The organism is Paenarthrobacter histidinolovorans (genome assembly GCF_014647595.1).
Lineage (GTDB): Bacteria > Actinomycetota > Actinomycetes > Actinomycetales > Micrococcaceae > Arthrobacter > Arthrobacter histidinolovorans.
This window is the reverse complement of sequence record NZ_BMPM01000001.1, coordinates 827,708-841,896: the sequence shown is the minus strand read 5'-3', so window position 1 is coordinate 841,896 and position 14,189 is coordinate 827,708. Positions and strand designations below refer to the sequence as shown.

Here is a 14,189-nt window from a genome sequence, read left to right as displayed (position 1 = left end):
AGCATGACGACTCTGTCACGGACGCAGGTACGCACTCAGGAGGAGAGGGCCTGGGACATCGCGTCCACGGTCTGCGATCCGGAGATCCCGGTCCTCACCATCGAGGACCTTGGGATCCTGCGCGGCGTGCGGGTTGTTCAGTCGCCTGAGGCGGCCACCGCTGATGGCAAGCACGACGGCGGCCCGGCAAGTACCGCCGTCGAGGTCACCATCACGCCCACGTACTCGGGCTGCCCCGCGATGGACGCCATTGGCGACGACCTTCGCAAGGCTTTCGAGAAAGAGGGCTACGCGAGCGTTCACATCAACCTGGTGTTGTCGCCGGCATGGACCACTGACTGGATGACCGAATCCGGCAAGGCCAAGCTGGAGGAGTACGGGATTGCTCCGCCCAGCGGCAGGGCTGCAGCAGGCGGCCATTCTGGTCCCGTCCGCCTGAGCCTTGCCGTGAAATGCCCCCAGTGTTCCTCACTCAATACCAAGGAACTCACCCGCTTTGGTTCCACTTCCTGCAAGGCGCTGTTTGTCTGCCAGGACTGCAAGGAACCGTTCGACTACTTCAAAGTCCTCTAAGGAAGCAGCCATGACCACCGAAACACAGACGGCCAGTCGCCGTCGTGCGTCTTTCCACAATCTGACCGTCGCGGAAGTCCGGCGCCTCACGGACGATGCCATCGAGGTCACGTTCGGTGTCCCGGCGGATTTGGCGGGCCAGTATGACTACCTTCCCGGCCAGTACGTTGCCTTGCGCACCACGCTTCCGGACGAGGACGGTGAACCCCATGAGGTCCGCCGCAGCTACTCGATCTGCGCAGAGCCGCGCAGCTTCGAGGACGGCAGCAGCGAGATCCGCGTGGCCATCAAAAAGGACCTGGGCGGCCTGTTCTCCACGTGGGCGAATGCCGAGCTGAAGGCCGGGGACGTTTTGGATGTCATGAGCCCCCAGGGTGCGTTCATTTCGCGGCATGGCAAGGACGGTTCACCGGTCCAGCACAACGTCATGAATTCCATGAACCATCCCGAGGAACTGGCGGGGGAGCCGGGCAACTTCGTGGCGATCGCCGCGGGTTCTGGCATCACGCCTGTTATCGCGATTGCGCGCACGCTCCTTGCCGCCAACCCGGAAACCACGTTCGACCTCGTGTACGCGAACAAGGCTGCCATGGATGTCATGTTTCTGGAGGAACTGGCGGACCTGAAGGACAAGTACCCCACCCGCCTTGCGCTGCACCACGTGCTGTCCCGGGAGCAGCGGATCGCGCCGCTGATGACCGGCCGCATTGATTCGGAGAAGCTGCAGGCCCTGTTGTCGTCGGCGATTCACGCCGAGGACGTTGATGAATGGTTCCTGTGTGGGCCGTTCGAGCTGGTCCAGCTGTGCCGGGATACCCTTGCCGCCCGCGGCGTGGAACCGGAGCACGTCCGTTTCGAGTTGTTCACTACCGGCCGTCCCGACCGCCCTGAGGGCAACGCCGGCCGCCCTGTTGTGGAGGACGAGTCGCAGGACACCTACAAGATCACGTTCACGCTGGATGGCCTCACCGGCGACGTCGCCAGCCCCACGCACGCCCGCGAGTCCATCCTCAACGCAGCCCTTCGGGTCCGCCCGGATGTTCCTTTTGCCTGCGCCGGCGGCGTGTGCGGCACCTGCCGCGCCAAGTTGATCACCGGTACGGTGACCATGGACGAGAACTACGCCCTTGAACAGGACGAACTGGACAAGGGCTACGTCCTCACCTGCCAGTCCCACCCCACCAGCGAAGAAGTTACCGTCGACTTCGACGTCTAAGGAGTCCCATGATCGAGCTCTCCATTGCCAACGGCATTGCCGAAATTGTCCTCAATGCCCCCGAAAAGCTGAACTCGCTCAACGAGGACGCGCTGGCAGAACTGGATAAGGCGTACGACGACGCTGCTGCCGCCGCCTCGCGCGGCGAAGTGCGGGCGCTGCTGCTTCGCGGCGAGGGCCGGGCCTTCTGCGCCGGCCGCGACATAGCTGCCGTGACTCCTGAAACCGATGACGCACAGGCGTATCTCGGGGGACTCGTGGAGCCGCTGTTGAAGAAGATGGCAGCGTTCCCGGCCCCCACATTTGCTGCCGCCCATGGCGCCTGTCTGGGAGTCGGGCTGGGGCTGCTCCTGGCCACCGATGTGGTCTATGTAGCGGAGAATGCCAAGTTCGGGTCTCCGTTCGCGAAGCTGGGCGCAACCCTGGATTCGGGCGGGCACTGGTACTTCACCGAGCGCCTGGGCATGCACCGCACCCTGGATTTGATCTACACCGCAGATCTGATCTCAGGGGCCGAAGCCGTGGCTCAGGGGATGTTCAGCCGGGCGATGCCCGCGGATGTTTTGCTGGATGAAACGCGGGCCATTGTTTCGCGGGTGGCCGTTGGGGCGACCCAGGCGTTTGTTGCGTCCAAGGAGCTTGTTGCCCACATCCGCGACCAGCGCCTGGGGCTGTGGGATTCCATGGTGGAGGAGAACGCCGAGCAGGCACGCCTGTGCAAGACCGACGACTACGCCGAGGGTTTCCGGGCCTTCCAAGAGAAGCGGGCGCCGGTTTTCAAGGGCTAAACGAATTCCTTGAGGAGCTTGTACCCGGCCACTTTTCCTTCCAGTGAGATCACTGCCATGTCCTGATCCGTGGTGGTCACATCGGTCAAAGCGCCGTAGGTAAAGGCCAGGGTAGCCGAGCCCCCCTTCAGACACGGGAAGGCCGTTTGAGTGCCAGCGCCTATTTCTCCGCCCGGCCGATCCTTATAGGGTCCGTTCGGTGGAACGGTGTATGTTGCGTTCTTCCAACAAATGAAGCCGTCGTCGAAACCTGCCCCGCGGGGCTTCCCGGTGCGGGTGTCTACCAGGTTTGAGTCCCAGAACGTGCCTGCAATCAGGAACTCACCGTGGCTTGCTGAAGGGATGAGGCCGTACTCGTCCCAGCTGTAGACATAGACAGGTTTGCTTTCCCAGGATGCTTCGCCGGTCAGGGGATCGTAGCCCACTACTTTGGATCGGGCGCCCCGGTATTTGCCCGCGGGAAACTCGATGTAGCCGTCCACGTATTCGCACCGTATGGGCAATGCAGTTCCATTGCCCATCTTGGTGTCACCAGGACTCATTGTCTTTGAGCATTGGAGTGTGGAGGCATCCGCTGTCCACAAAACCCGTCCGCTGGAGGCACGGAAACCGACGGTTTTAGTAGAATCGCGAAGGTTTACCGACAAGGAGTTTTCCAGGAATTTTTCGGGGTCGACACCCGTGGGATTGATTCCGACCGAGCCCACGTAGAGATCAAGCTTCTCGGAGTACGTGAAATGCCAACCCAAATCGGTGGAGGCACCTTTTCCAAAAACCTTCTCTACCTCGACCTGCCACTTGACCTCGCCGTAAGAGACGTGAGCCAGCTTTTCGACACCGTCTTTTTCCACCGCATACAGTTCTTTGCCTACTGGCTGGAAGACACCGGTGAGATCGTTGATGTCGGCGCCGCCGGACTCATCGCCGGATTCCAAGTCCACCCAGTGTTCAACTGACTGCGCTGAGTCGTCAAAGGCGATAAAGCACATGTCGAAGAGTTCGTCACAGGCGAAAGGGCGCGTACTGACCAGTTCAGGCCTTCCGCGGTAGAGCTCTTTGCCGGTGCCCAGGTCAAAGGCGACAGGCGAAGTCCACCAGACGACGTCAGTGTCGAAGCCCGCCGGAGCGGCAGCAGCCTGCAGGAAGATCGCGGCACTTTTCCCCGAAGCTGTCCTTGTCAGGGCAGGTTTCAACGGGTTCCCCGGAGCGTCGTATCCCGGATGAACCGGCTGCTTCCACAATTCCTTGCCCGTAGCCACGGAAAGGGCGTGCGCCTCCACGCCTTCGGTACCGCGGGTGTAAACCAAGGCCACGCCGTCGGCCACCACAGGCTGGCCGATGGGATCCAGCGCAACTTCCCAGGCCGCCGTCGCGGTTTCCTTGTTACGCGGGGGCGCCTCGCTGGAGGCGGGTGGTTTGGAGGTCCCGGCCGGCGCTGAGAGTGGCAGCGGGAGCATGGTGCACGCCGAAAGCAGGACGGCGGTCCCGAGTGCCAGCGCACCGAGCCCCCAGGAGGTGAGGTGGGCGCGCAGCATCGCGGGTTGTGAATGAGTCAAAATTCCCCCAGAAAAAAGGCCATCCAGACGTGGCTCAAATAGAGAATACAGCCACCGGAGTCAAGTCAACATCCCATGACAAAGGTTGTGTGGCCGGACCTGAGGGCGTTAATAGTCAGGCCGGCCACACTGGCTGCTGCCGGGGAAGGGGGAAAGCAGCCGAAGGCGCCGCTGGCTTCGTCGTCCAAAGGCCAGTCGGTGCTCCGTGATTGGTCAGCAAGGGCGTTGCCCTCCGACTACGGCTGTCTCTCGTCCCCCATTTGGACAGCCTCACATCAATTGAGTGGGAACAATTGCCGGAACGTGTCGTGATTCCGGGGTCCTGTTCGTAATGGATTGGGCAGCTTCCAGAATGCCTGCAATCCAGCGCTCTATTCCGCCGTTCGCCGGGCGGCTGATATAGGTGCCGGTGCCGGGCAGATCCAGGACAGCTACAGGGCTGCGGCCGGTGTGATGCGGGCCTGCGTAAAGGGTCAGCTTTCCCCGGTGGATCCCCGTCACGGAGAGGCAGAGCTCGGTCCGGGCAGCCAACGTGGACTCCCACGCGGCAAGCGAGGCGGGTGTATGGGTGGTGATGGCCATCTTTTCCTCGTTCGAAGTTGATGCACAAAAGCGACGGCCGGGAGTCGGGGGGACGTGATCCGGCCGTCGCTTCGTGTTCCCGGCGGGCACCCGGGAAGTGTGCGGCTTCAGCTCAATGAGCGAGCATCAGCTTTCTGTCATGCGCGACGCCGGCGGGTCATCACAGCCAGCACCACGCCTGCGGCCAGGAGTACTGCGCCGATGCCGGCCACCAGGAACGAAACGCCACCGGTGACGGCCAACGGTGCCGGCTGGGCCTTGGGACCAACCGGGGTTTCAGCAGAGTCCGTGGGTGAGGAAACGTCGCCATCGGGGCCGACTGCCTTGGCGCCGGCCACGTTCCGGATCGGCTGACCGGACTCCACATCCTTGGCCTGCACCTTGTAGGCAGCGGTGCAGGTCACCGTTTCTCCCGGGGCGAGGCTCGTCGCCGGGCATTCGATGGTGACCCCGGCGTTGCCGAGCATCGGATCGTCAACCGCGACGTCGTTCAGCGTCACCGTCCCGGTGTTGGTCACCGCGAATGTGTAGTTGACCGTTTCCCCGGCGTCGGCGAGGTTGTCGCCGTCGGCATCAACCAGTGCAGCAGACTTGTCGATCACCAGTGCAGCAGCGTGCGGCACGTTCGTGGTGGTCGAGTCTTCATTCGAGGTGGTGGGCTGGTTGTCGGGGTCGGTTCCGGTGGCCGTAGCCACGTTGTGGACCTTGCCCGCATCCACGTCAGCCTGGGTGAGCACGTAGGGTGCAGTTGCCCTGCAGTGAGTGGATGCCCCCACCGCGAGATCGACGGCTTCACAGGTCACCGCACCGGCCAGGGGATCGTTCACTGTGATCTGGCGGACCGGTACATTGCCGTCGTTGGTGACCACGAAGGTGTAGTCGATGGTGTCTCCGGCATCGATGATGCCCGAGGCGTTGGCGTCCTTGATGGCCCCTGCGGACTTCTCAAGGGTCAGGGCCGGGGCCTGCTCGGTGACTGGAGTGTTGGTGGTATCCGGGTCGGAGACAACCTTTTCCGTGTCGGGGTCCATGCCCTCGGCGTGGGCGGTGTTACGCACTACGTGTGCTGCTTCATCGGCTGATGTCACAACGTACGGTGCATCGGCGGCACAGTTGGTTGTTGCGCCTGGAGCCAGCTCCGTGACTTTGCAGGTGACGGCGCCCGCAAGCGGATCCACCACTTCCACGGCGGTTACCGGGACGTTGCCGGTGTTGGTGACCGTGAACGTGTACGCGATGGTGTCTCCGGCATCAGTGATCCCGGAATTGTTCACATCCACCGGAGCCGCGGCAAACTTCTCCAAGGACAGGGACGGGGCGGGAACCGTGACCTTGGTGGTGGTGGTGTCCGGAGGGGAGGTGACGGGGTCGCCGTCGGGATCCGTACCGGTAGACGTGGCGGTGTTGTCCACCGAACCGTGAAGCTCATCCACGGTGGTCACAACGTACGGGGCGTCGCCCGTGCAGCTGATGCTCTCGCCGGGTGAAAGAGCGTTCTTTTCGCACGTGACGGAACCGATTTTTGGATCGTTGACCTTGACGTCATGCAACGGGATATTGCCGGTGTTGGTGACCACGAAGGTGTACGCAATGGTGTCTCCGGCGTCCGTGATGCCCGAGTTGTTCTTGTCCACCGGCGTGCCGGCAGTCTTCTCGATGGACAGCGACGGTGCGGGAGCGCTGACCGGGGTTTCGGTGCTGTCTTCGTTGGAAACTACAGGCTGGTTGCGGGGATCGGTGCCCTGGGCCGTGGCAGTATTGAGCACCTTGCCGGCCGTTTCGTCTGCTTCGGTGATGGTGTAGGGCTGATCAGCCTTGCAGTTCGTGGAGGCGCCAGGGGCAAGTGATGTGGCCTCGCAGCTTACTGCGATTGCGGGGTTCCGGCCGCTCAGCAACTTGTCATTGATGACGACGCCGGAGACCGGCAAGTTGCCGCTGTTGGTCACCAGGAACGTGTACGCGATGGTGTCTCCGGCGTCGGTCAGACCCGAATTGTTGACATCAACCGGCGTGCCGGCACTCTTTTTCAGGGTCAGCGCCGGTGCGGACGCGATCGGCGTCGTGGTGGAATCGTCGTCCGTAGCGTCAGGCAAACCGGCTACCGTTCCGGTGGCTGTGGCCTTGTTGATCACTTGGCCGGCAGTGACATCGTCCTGGGTGAGTTGGTAGGGCGGAGCCGTGCAGGTGACGGTCGCTCCGACGGCCAGGGGGCCGGGAGGGCATGTGACTGCTCCCACCAGGGGATCGTTTACGCTGACTGTTTCCAGCGGGACGGTTCCGGTGTTGGTGACGTCAAAGGTGTAAGGGACAGTGGAGCCGGCTGTGTTCCCGCTGGGGGCGCCGGCCTTCTTGTCGAGGACCAGATCCGTGATTCGTGCGGCGTTGGTGAACGTGCAGAGCACAGCAACCCCATCGGATCCAGCTGCGGGCATGGTGAAGCTGCCGCTGGTTCCTGTGCCGCTGGAGATCGGAGCACCGTTGTTTTCATTGATGCACGACCAGCTTGAGGCGTATCCCACGCCCGTGCTGCCGGACTCGGAAATGGCATATGTGGTTCCTGTGCGGCCGAAGACCGGGCCCACTACTTCGCCGGGCTGGACCTGAAGTCCGTTCTCAGTGCCGGCGGTGGTGGCTTGAACGCCGGATACCGGAAGACCGTCACCCGTCAGGGTGAGTGTGGCCTGGTCGGCAGGGGCGACGCGGCCGTGCGGGAAGTCTTTCTTGACCGTGATGGTGTTGGGGGTTGCACAGGAGCCCAGGTCCACGGAACCGGCCTGGGAGAAGGGCTTGGAACTCAGGACTTCGCCGGAGATGGGGTCCACTTGGCGGAGGGTGTCCGAGCTGCCCAGATAGACCAGGCCGTCACCACCAAACGCGATGCCGTTGATGGGCTGCGGCGTGGCGATTGAGACCAGCTGGTTGGCCGTCACGGCAACGGATGCGCCCGCTGCCGCGGGTATCTCCTGCTGGATGACAGAGAGGATGCTGTGGGTTGACCCACCGCCCATCACGTACAGGCGGCCCTGTTTGTCGAAAGCCCAGTCGCCGTTGGCTCCGGCATTGGGGATGTCACCGCTGGCCACCAGGCCGATTGAGACATTGTTGACGGTGTCGAACCCGTAAACGCGGATCGTGTTTCCGGTGAATCCGCCGTAGTAGTAGAAGCCGTTTTCAGGATTGATGGCACCGTGGGTGACGGGAGTTCCTGCTTCGCCCGCGCCCAGGACCGAGGTGGTGTTGGACGCACGGTCGTGGCGGTAGATGGTCCGGCCGGTGTCGTTGCTGTTGGGCAGGACGCCGATGGCAGCACTGCCATCGCCTGCAATGCCAAGACCATTCAGGTTTTGGTTGGATCCGGCAATGGTGAAGTTCCCCACGCTGGTCTGTGTCCCTGTCTCGGTGTTGACGAGCCACAAGTTGCGGTTGCCGCTGCCTTGGACCGAGTACACGGCCCCACAGCTCAACGCATCTGCCGCCGTGGCCGGGCCTGCCGACAAAGTCAGCGCACCTCCGGTAAACAAACCGGCGACGACGGCGCTGCTCGCCAAGAGTGCCAAAGCCTGCCTGCCGCCGCGCCTGCCTTTGCCGGTCCGTGGCCGGCGTCGGGCAGGAAGCCCGGCCGGCCTGTGTATATGTCGTTGATCTGCACCGACGGCGGGACCTGTCGTCCCGCCGCTGAGTCGGTTAGTGCCGTCAGCCAATTACTGCACCCCTTTAAGGTGTCCGGTGGGAGCAGAACCTTCCGCTCCCAGAGATTCGGGCGCTCCGTAGCTGTTAGATCCTGCACGCAAGAGCCACCCCCCATGACCCGGCGATGGGCATCGCCGGGCCGTAAACTTTCACTTCCGTAGCCCGCGTCTGGGCGCGAGCCATCAACAATTCGGTCTGGTTTGCCTCCCAAAGCCTCTTTGATGCCGTTTCGGCACAACTGTGATGCGCCCGGCTAACCGGCAGGCACACAGGAGTCGGCGCCGTTACTTTGAACGGTTAGCCGATGAAACGGAGTCAGGGCACACGCCCTTCACGATGTATACGGCTGTCACTTAAAAACGTGACGCGGGAAATCGAAAGTTTTTTTATTCAGTCCTTCTCAGGGGACTGGGGGAGCTACGCGGTGCAGAACCACCACCACCAGGGGCAGGGTTCCCCTGGTGTGACGGTGGGAGTGGGAGTGGGAGTGGGAGTAGGCGTAGGTGTTGGCACGGTTGTGCTGGTGGGCGAGGGGGTTGGATCTACGCTGGGCGTCGGCTGTTGGGTTTGGGTGGGGCTCGGCTGCTGCGTTTCGCTGGGGCTCGGCGCAGGTGTGGGGTTTGTGGGCAGGGGTGTGCTGGTTGGCAGGGAAGTCGGGGAGGAACCCGGCGTGGGAACGGCGATGGTCGGTGCGGCCATAGTCCCTTGCGGTGAGAACCCGGGTTCGCGCCTTGGGGTGGTCTGCGGCGTCGAACCGGTGGGTGAGTCCGATGGAATCGGGCGGATGGATACAGGCAGCGGGACCTGGAGTGCTTTGGCAGCTGGCTGGTCCAGCCAGATCACGGTGTGATCCGCGTCCGGACCTTCCTGCGGGACCCCGGCGCTGCCCGCGCCACCGTCCGCAAAGTTGTTTCCTGCCGGAGGCGCTCCAAGGGGTCCCGATTCTGCTGGCGAATTCGCCGCATCCGTAGCTGATGGGCTTGAGCCCAAGCCCGTCGTGACGGCGATGGCTCCGGTTGCCACGCAGGCAACCACAGCGATGGCCGCCGCCCACGCCCCGATTCCCATTCCTGCGGAGTGCGCAGCGGAACCGGTGGCGCCTTGGGCTCCCGGAACCTGTGTGCCTGGCGGGGTGCCCGTGCCGGGCAAGGCCACAGCTCCGGGAGCAAGCATCACGGGTACAGCGGCCGGTCCCACAAGCCAGGGCGCGACAGCCCGGCGCATGGTGGATCGCACGTCCATCAAAGCCACGGCAGCTGAGGTGCAGGCGAGGCATTTATCGAGGTGCTTCTGCAGGCGCACGTCGTCAAACGGGGACAATCCGTCAACCACCGACTTGGCCAGGAGCGGCACATACGGCTTGCACGTTTCATCGAGGGAGGAGTCCACGTACGCTTCCAGGTAAGCGAGCCGGAGCCCCTTGCGGGCCCGGGCGGCGATGGCTGAAACGGCGTTGGGTTCCAGGCCCAGCAACGGGCCTACCTGGCGGGGCCGTTCGCCCTCGACGTCCACATGCCACAACACGGTCTGCCAACGGGCCGGCAGGGACGCGAAGGCAGCACCAGCCAGTTCCCGGTCCTTCTCGTGCAGGATCTGCTCGTAGCCGTCCTCGTCGTGCGGAAGCTCTATCGGCTCCTCCACAAGTTCCTGGCGGGACCGTGCTGACCAGTGGTCTGCAGCGGTGGTCTTGATGGCCCGCAGGAGATAGGGACGGAATGGTCCATCCGGTCCGTTTCCCCGCTGGATGGCGTGAATGACCTTGAGGAAAGCCTCGGAGCTGATGTCATCGGCGTCGAAGTCGTTGCCCAAGAGCCTCTTGGCGTAAGAGAGCCCGGAAGGGGCATGGCGCCGGTAGAGCTCTTCGATGGCCGCGGCGTCCTGGTCGTGGACGGAAGAAATCAGTTCTTCATCCGACGGATTGACAGGCAATTTCCCGGGATGCCCGGTCACGGCATTTCACCGGTGAAAGCCTGCCTGGTGCTGCCCGAAGGCAATAAAAGGTACTTCCGTGTGGTTTTCATCGTTCTGTATCGCCCCCATAGCGTTTTCAAAACCGGTGTCGGCTGGAATAGCAATTGCGCCTGTTTCCGGACACGTCAGCGCGTTCCACCATTGAAGTTCCGTAATGGGATTTCCAGGTATGGATAGTGGCGAGCCGACTGGACCCCTCCAGGCTCTGTTGCCCGCTGACGCGTAGCCATTCTTCCTGCATCCTATATGAGAAGCATGAATGCAGAATGGGGCCGTATTCCGCAGAGGCCCGGCCCTGGGTAAATGCCGGTGATGGGCGTGACCCGCACCACATCCGGGGATTGCCCGGTCTACACTGGGAAGGCGGCGCACGCTCGTGGAACGGGGTCCGCGCAATTCGATGGCGAATTGGAGGAAAACTGCATGCCAAGTGTCACTGCCGCTGCAGCGCGCATGGATGGCCTGAGGCTTTCCGCTCCTTCGGAGTACGCCCGCATCCTTCGCAAAGCCCACGAAGCCACCATTTCGGGTCGTCCTGATCCCCACATTCCGCAGTCCCTCCTGGAGTCCTGGCAGCGTTCCCTGGCGCTGGGGATCAATCCCGAGCGGCACAGTCCTGTCAGGCGCCACGAGGTGGAAGACGCTCGCAAGCTCGGCGCCGGTCATCCTTTGGCGCCTGTCATCCCGGCACTCACGCAACTTCTTGCCGATGAATCGGCTGACGGCCGGCACCTCCTGATTGTCACGGACCATCTGGGTGAGGTGCTGTGGCGGGTGGGCAGCAGCCACGCCCTTCGGCAGGCCGATTCCTTGGAATTCGTTGAAGGCGCGGACTGGTCGGAGTCTGGAATCGGCACCAATGCCATCAGTGAGGCCCTGATTACGGGGGCGCCGGCACAGCTCCTTTCAGCCGAGCACCTCGTGCGTTCACACCACGAGTGGGCCTGCACCGCTTCTCCCATCCGCGACCCGCACAGCAACCGGATCCTGGGCATTCTGGATGTATCCGGGCCCATCGACTCCGTGACGCCGGACAGCCTGCGCATGGTGCGTTGCGCCGTAAGGCTGGCCGAGGAGCTTTTGCGCTCAGCCCGTCCGCACGCACCTCACACGGTTCCCGCCAGCGCGGACCCCACCAGCGCGGTCAAGGGAACAACCGCCACGCTGAAGCTCAACCTGTTGGGGGACACCCCCACAGCGGAGGTCGACGGCGGTGGGCGGCTGCCGTTGACGCTCCGGCGGGCTGAAATCCTGGCTTTGCTGGCCTCGCGTTCGAGTGGTTGGAGCGCCGAGGAGTTGGCCTTCCATTTGCACGGCGAGGATGGCGCGGCGGCTTCTGTCCGCACCGAGATGCACCGGATCCGTGCCGTCCTGGGAAAGGTCCTGGAGGCCAACCCCTACCGTTTCGCCGCCGGACTGACTGTGATCACCGATGTCTCTACGGTGACCGAACATTTGCGGAAGGCCCGTATTGCTGAAGCACTCCAGGCCTACAGTGCTCCGCTCCTGGTCCGCTCCGGAAACCTCGCCATCGAGATCCTCCGCGAAGAACTCAACGCGGCCGTCAGCGCCTCGGTGCGCGCCAGCGGCGACCCGGACCTCATCCTGCAATGGGGTTCCAGTGATGTGGGGGCCGACGATTTCGAAGCGTTGGCTGCCGCGCGGGCAGCGGCCGGGGACGATCCCCGCCTCGGAATGCTGCAGGCGAGGATGGCCAGGCGCGAGCGCGAGTTCAGGGCCTAGCCAGCCGCGTAAAACGTACGACCACGCCACCCGCCGCGGGTGGCGGGCAGCGCCGTCGTCGATGTTGTATGTCAGTGCCGCCGGCGTGCTTGGGGCTTGAGTTCGTGCGCGCCGTAGCTGTTGTCGTCCGGATTGACCGTGACGCCGGGTTCCACGATCTCGTCGATGCGGTCCAGAACGTCCGGGGTGAGAGTGACCGAGGCCGCCGGAAGGTAGGACTCCAGCTGTTCCATGGTGCGCGGGCCAACGATCGCTGAGGTGATACCGGGATGGTTGATGACAAAGGCGATGGCGAGCTCTATAAGACCAAGCCCGGACTGTTCAGCCAGTTGTGCCAGGTCTTCCACAAGATCGAGCTTGCGCTGGTTAGCGAACTTCGTCATGTCGAACCTGGCGCTCGGACGTGCACTCGATGTGGGCGCCGATGCCGAATCCTTCCGCCATCGGCCCGAGAGCCAGCCGCCGGCCAGCGGACTGTAGCTGAGGGCACCCATCCCATGGCGCTGAACGGTGGGAAGGACATCTTCTTCGATCCCGCGCGCAAGAATCGAGTAGGGCGGTTGCTCGGTGACGAAGCGCTCCAGATTCCGTTCCCGCGCCGCCCATTGCGCCTCCACGATTTGGGATCCTGAGTAGGACGAGGAGCCGATGTAGCGGACCTTGCCCTGACGGACCAGGTCCGTGAGCGCACCCAGTGTTTCCTCCACGTCCGTATCTGGACTGGGGCGGTGCACTTGGTAAAGGTCGATGTAGTCGGTGTTGAGACGGCGCAGGGAGTTCTCCACCTCACGGATGATCCATCGGCGGGAGCCGCCGCTCTGATTGGGGTCGTCGGGGTCCATGGGCATGAAGAACTTTGTGGCGAGAAAGACGTCGTCGCGCCTGCCTTCGATTGCCTGCCCCACGATCTCTTCAGAGATGCCGCCGGAGTAGACATCCGCGGTGTCGATGAAGTTGATTCCGGCGTCCAAGGCCCGGTGAATGATCCGGGTGGCGTCGGCGTGGTCATTGTTGCCCCAGGGGCCGAACATCATGGCACCCAGGCAAAGGGGGCTGACCCGCACGCCGGTGCGTCCCAGAAGTCGGTATTCCATAGCGGTTCCTTAGTTCGGTTTCAGGCTTCAGGTTTGCTCGGTTCTAGGCTTCAGGAATGACCATGGCGAACCGCTCCTCGCGGGCTACGTCAGGGTCCGGTCCGTTGCGGACGCCGGTGTCCAGGGCATCGATGGCGCCAAGTTCTGCCTGGCTGAGTTCGAAGTCGAAGACGTCGAAGTTCTCGGAGATACGTGCCGGGTTGGTCGATTTCGGAATGGCTGACCGGCCCTGCTGCAAGTGCCAGCGAAGCATGACCTGGGCCGGGCTCTTGCCATGCCTGCCGGCAATGTCGGCAATGGTGGGGTCCTCCATCACGTTCCGGCGGGCTTCGCCCCAGCCGGGGTAGAACGTGATCCCACCGATCGGCGACCACGCCTGGGTGAGTACACCGTGCTCATGGTTCGCTTCCTGGACGTTCCCTTGGATGAAGTACGGGTGCAGTTCCACCTGGTTGAGTGCGGGAACGACGTCCGTTGCGGCCAGGAGCTGTATCAGGTGGTGGGGCATGAAGTTGCTGACGCCGATGGCACGGACCTTGCCTTCCGCGAGCAGACTTTCCAGTGCCTTGTACGCGGCGATGACCTTGTCAAAACGGTCCGGAGCGGGCTGGTGCAGGATCAGCAGGTCGAGATAGTCCACACCCAGCTTGGCCGTGGCCTTCTCCCATGCGTGCCGTGTCTGGTCGTATCCGTAGTCGCTGACCCAGACCTTGGTTTCGATGAATACCTCGGACCGGTCCAGGCCGCTGTTGCGGATGCCTTGTCCGACTTCCCGCTCGTTGCCGTAGGCAGCGGCAGTGTCGATATGCCGGTAGCCTGTGGCCAGGGCAGCTTCAACCGCCGCTGTTGTCTGCTCCGGGGGACTTTGGAAGACACCCAGGCCGAGGGCGGGCATCGTGACGCCGTTGTTGAGAGTAAGTTCCGTATTCATGCTTTCCATGGAACAGCACTTCCAAGCACTCCGGGAGTAACTCGT

General features: G+C 63.1%; 10 protein-coding genes. 4 read left to right on the top strand and 6 right to left on the bottom strand.

Annotated features, from left to right (window positions below; all coding sequences use genetic code 11):
* The first annotated feature begins 3 nt into the window (after window positions 1–3).
* The 3 genes from paaD to IEY62_RS03885 are packed head-to-tail and all read left to right on the top strand — an operon-like array spanning window position 4 to window position 2,577.
* Window positions 4–573 (top strand): 1,2-phenylacetyl-CoA epoxidase subunit PaaD, encoded by a 570-nt coding sequence (gene paaD / locus IEY62_RS03895; protein WP_189014065.1) that lies wholly within the window; start codon window positions 4–6, stop codon window positions 571–573.
* A 10-nt stretch (window positions 574–583) separates the two neighbouring features.
* On the top strand, window positions 584–1,789 hold the full coding sequence (gene paaE / locus IEY62_RS03890; protein WP_189014063.1) for a 1,2-phenylacetyl-CoA epoxidase subunit PaaE: 1,206 nt from the start codon (window positions 584–586) through the stop codon (window positions 1,787–1,789).
* Window positions 1,790–1,797: 8 nt separating this feature from the next.
* The gene (locus IEY62_RS03885; RefSeq protein ID WP_189014061.1) at window positions 1,798–2,577 is read left to right on the top strand and encodes an enoyl-CoA hydratase/isomerase family protein; all 780 of its coding nucleotides are present in this window, start codon (window positions 1,798–1,800) and stop codon (window positions 2,575–2,577) included.
* Here IEY62_RS03885 and IEY62_RS03880 read toward each other — a convergent pair.
* From IEY62_RS03880 to IEY62_RS03865, 4 genes are all read right to left on the bottom strand, one after another.
* On the bottom strand, window positions 2,574–4,133 hold the full coding sequence (locus tag IEY62_RS03880; protein WP_229785045.1) for a hypothetical protein: 1,560 nt from the start codon (window positions 4,131–4,133) through the stop codon (window positions 2,574–2,576). The two genes, IEY62_RS03885 and IEY62_RS03880, sit on opposite strands and share 4 nt — an antisense overlap.
* 270 nt (window positions 4,134–4,403) lie before the next feature.
* Window positions 4,404–4,715 carry a hypothetical protein gene (locus IEY62_RS03875; RefSeq protein WP_189014059.1) on the bottom strand — a complete coding sequence of 104 codons (312 nt, stop codon included), beginning with the start codon at window positions 4,713–4,715 and terminating at the stop codon, window positions 4,404–4,406.
* Between the two features lie 137 nt (window positions 4,716–4,852).
* The gene (locus tag IEY62_RS03870; RefSeq protein ID WP_189014057.1) at window positions 4,853–8,416 is read right to left on the bottom strand and encodes a DUF7507 domain-containing protein; all 3,564 of its coding nucleotides are present in this window, start codon (window positions 8,414–8,416) and stop codon (window positions 4,853–4,855) included.
* Window positions 8,417–8,822: 406 nt separating this feature from the next.
* Window positions 8,823–10,334 carry a sigma-70 family RNA polymerase sigma factor gene (locus tag IEY62_RS03865; RefSeq protein ID WP_189014055.1) on the bottom strand — a complete coding sequence of 504 codons (1,512 nt, stop codon included), beginning with the start codon at window positions 10,332–10,334 and terminating at the stop codon, window positions 8,823–8,825.
* 465 nt (window positions 10,335–10,799) lie between these two features.
* Between IEY62_RS03865 and IEY62_RS03860 the strand changes: the two genes are divergently transcribed.
* Window positions 10,800–12,119, top strand: coding sequence for a helix-turn-helix domain-containing protein (locus tag IEY62_RS03860; protein WP_189014053.1), 1,320 nt, complete (start codon window positions 10,800–10,802; stop codon window positions 12,117–12,119).
* Window positions 12,120–12,190: 71 nt separating this feature from the next.
* Here IEY62_RS03860 and IEY62_RS03855 read toward each other — a convergent pair whose 3' ends face one another.
* Window positions 12,191–13,213 (bottom strand): aldo/keto reductase, encoded by a 1,023-nt coding sequence (locus IEY62_RS03855; RefSeq protein ID WP_189014051.1) that lies wholly within the window; start codon window positions 13,211–13,213, stop codon window positions 12,191–12,193.
* A 43-nt stretch (window positions 13,214–13,256) separates the two neighbouring features.
* Entirely contained in the window at window positions 13,257–14,153 is an 897-nt protein-coding gene (locus tag IEY62_RS03850) for an aldo/keto reductase (protein ID WP_189014049.1), read from the bottom strand.
* Window positions 14,154–14,189 lie beyond the last annotated feature (36 nt).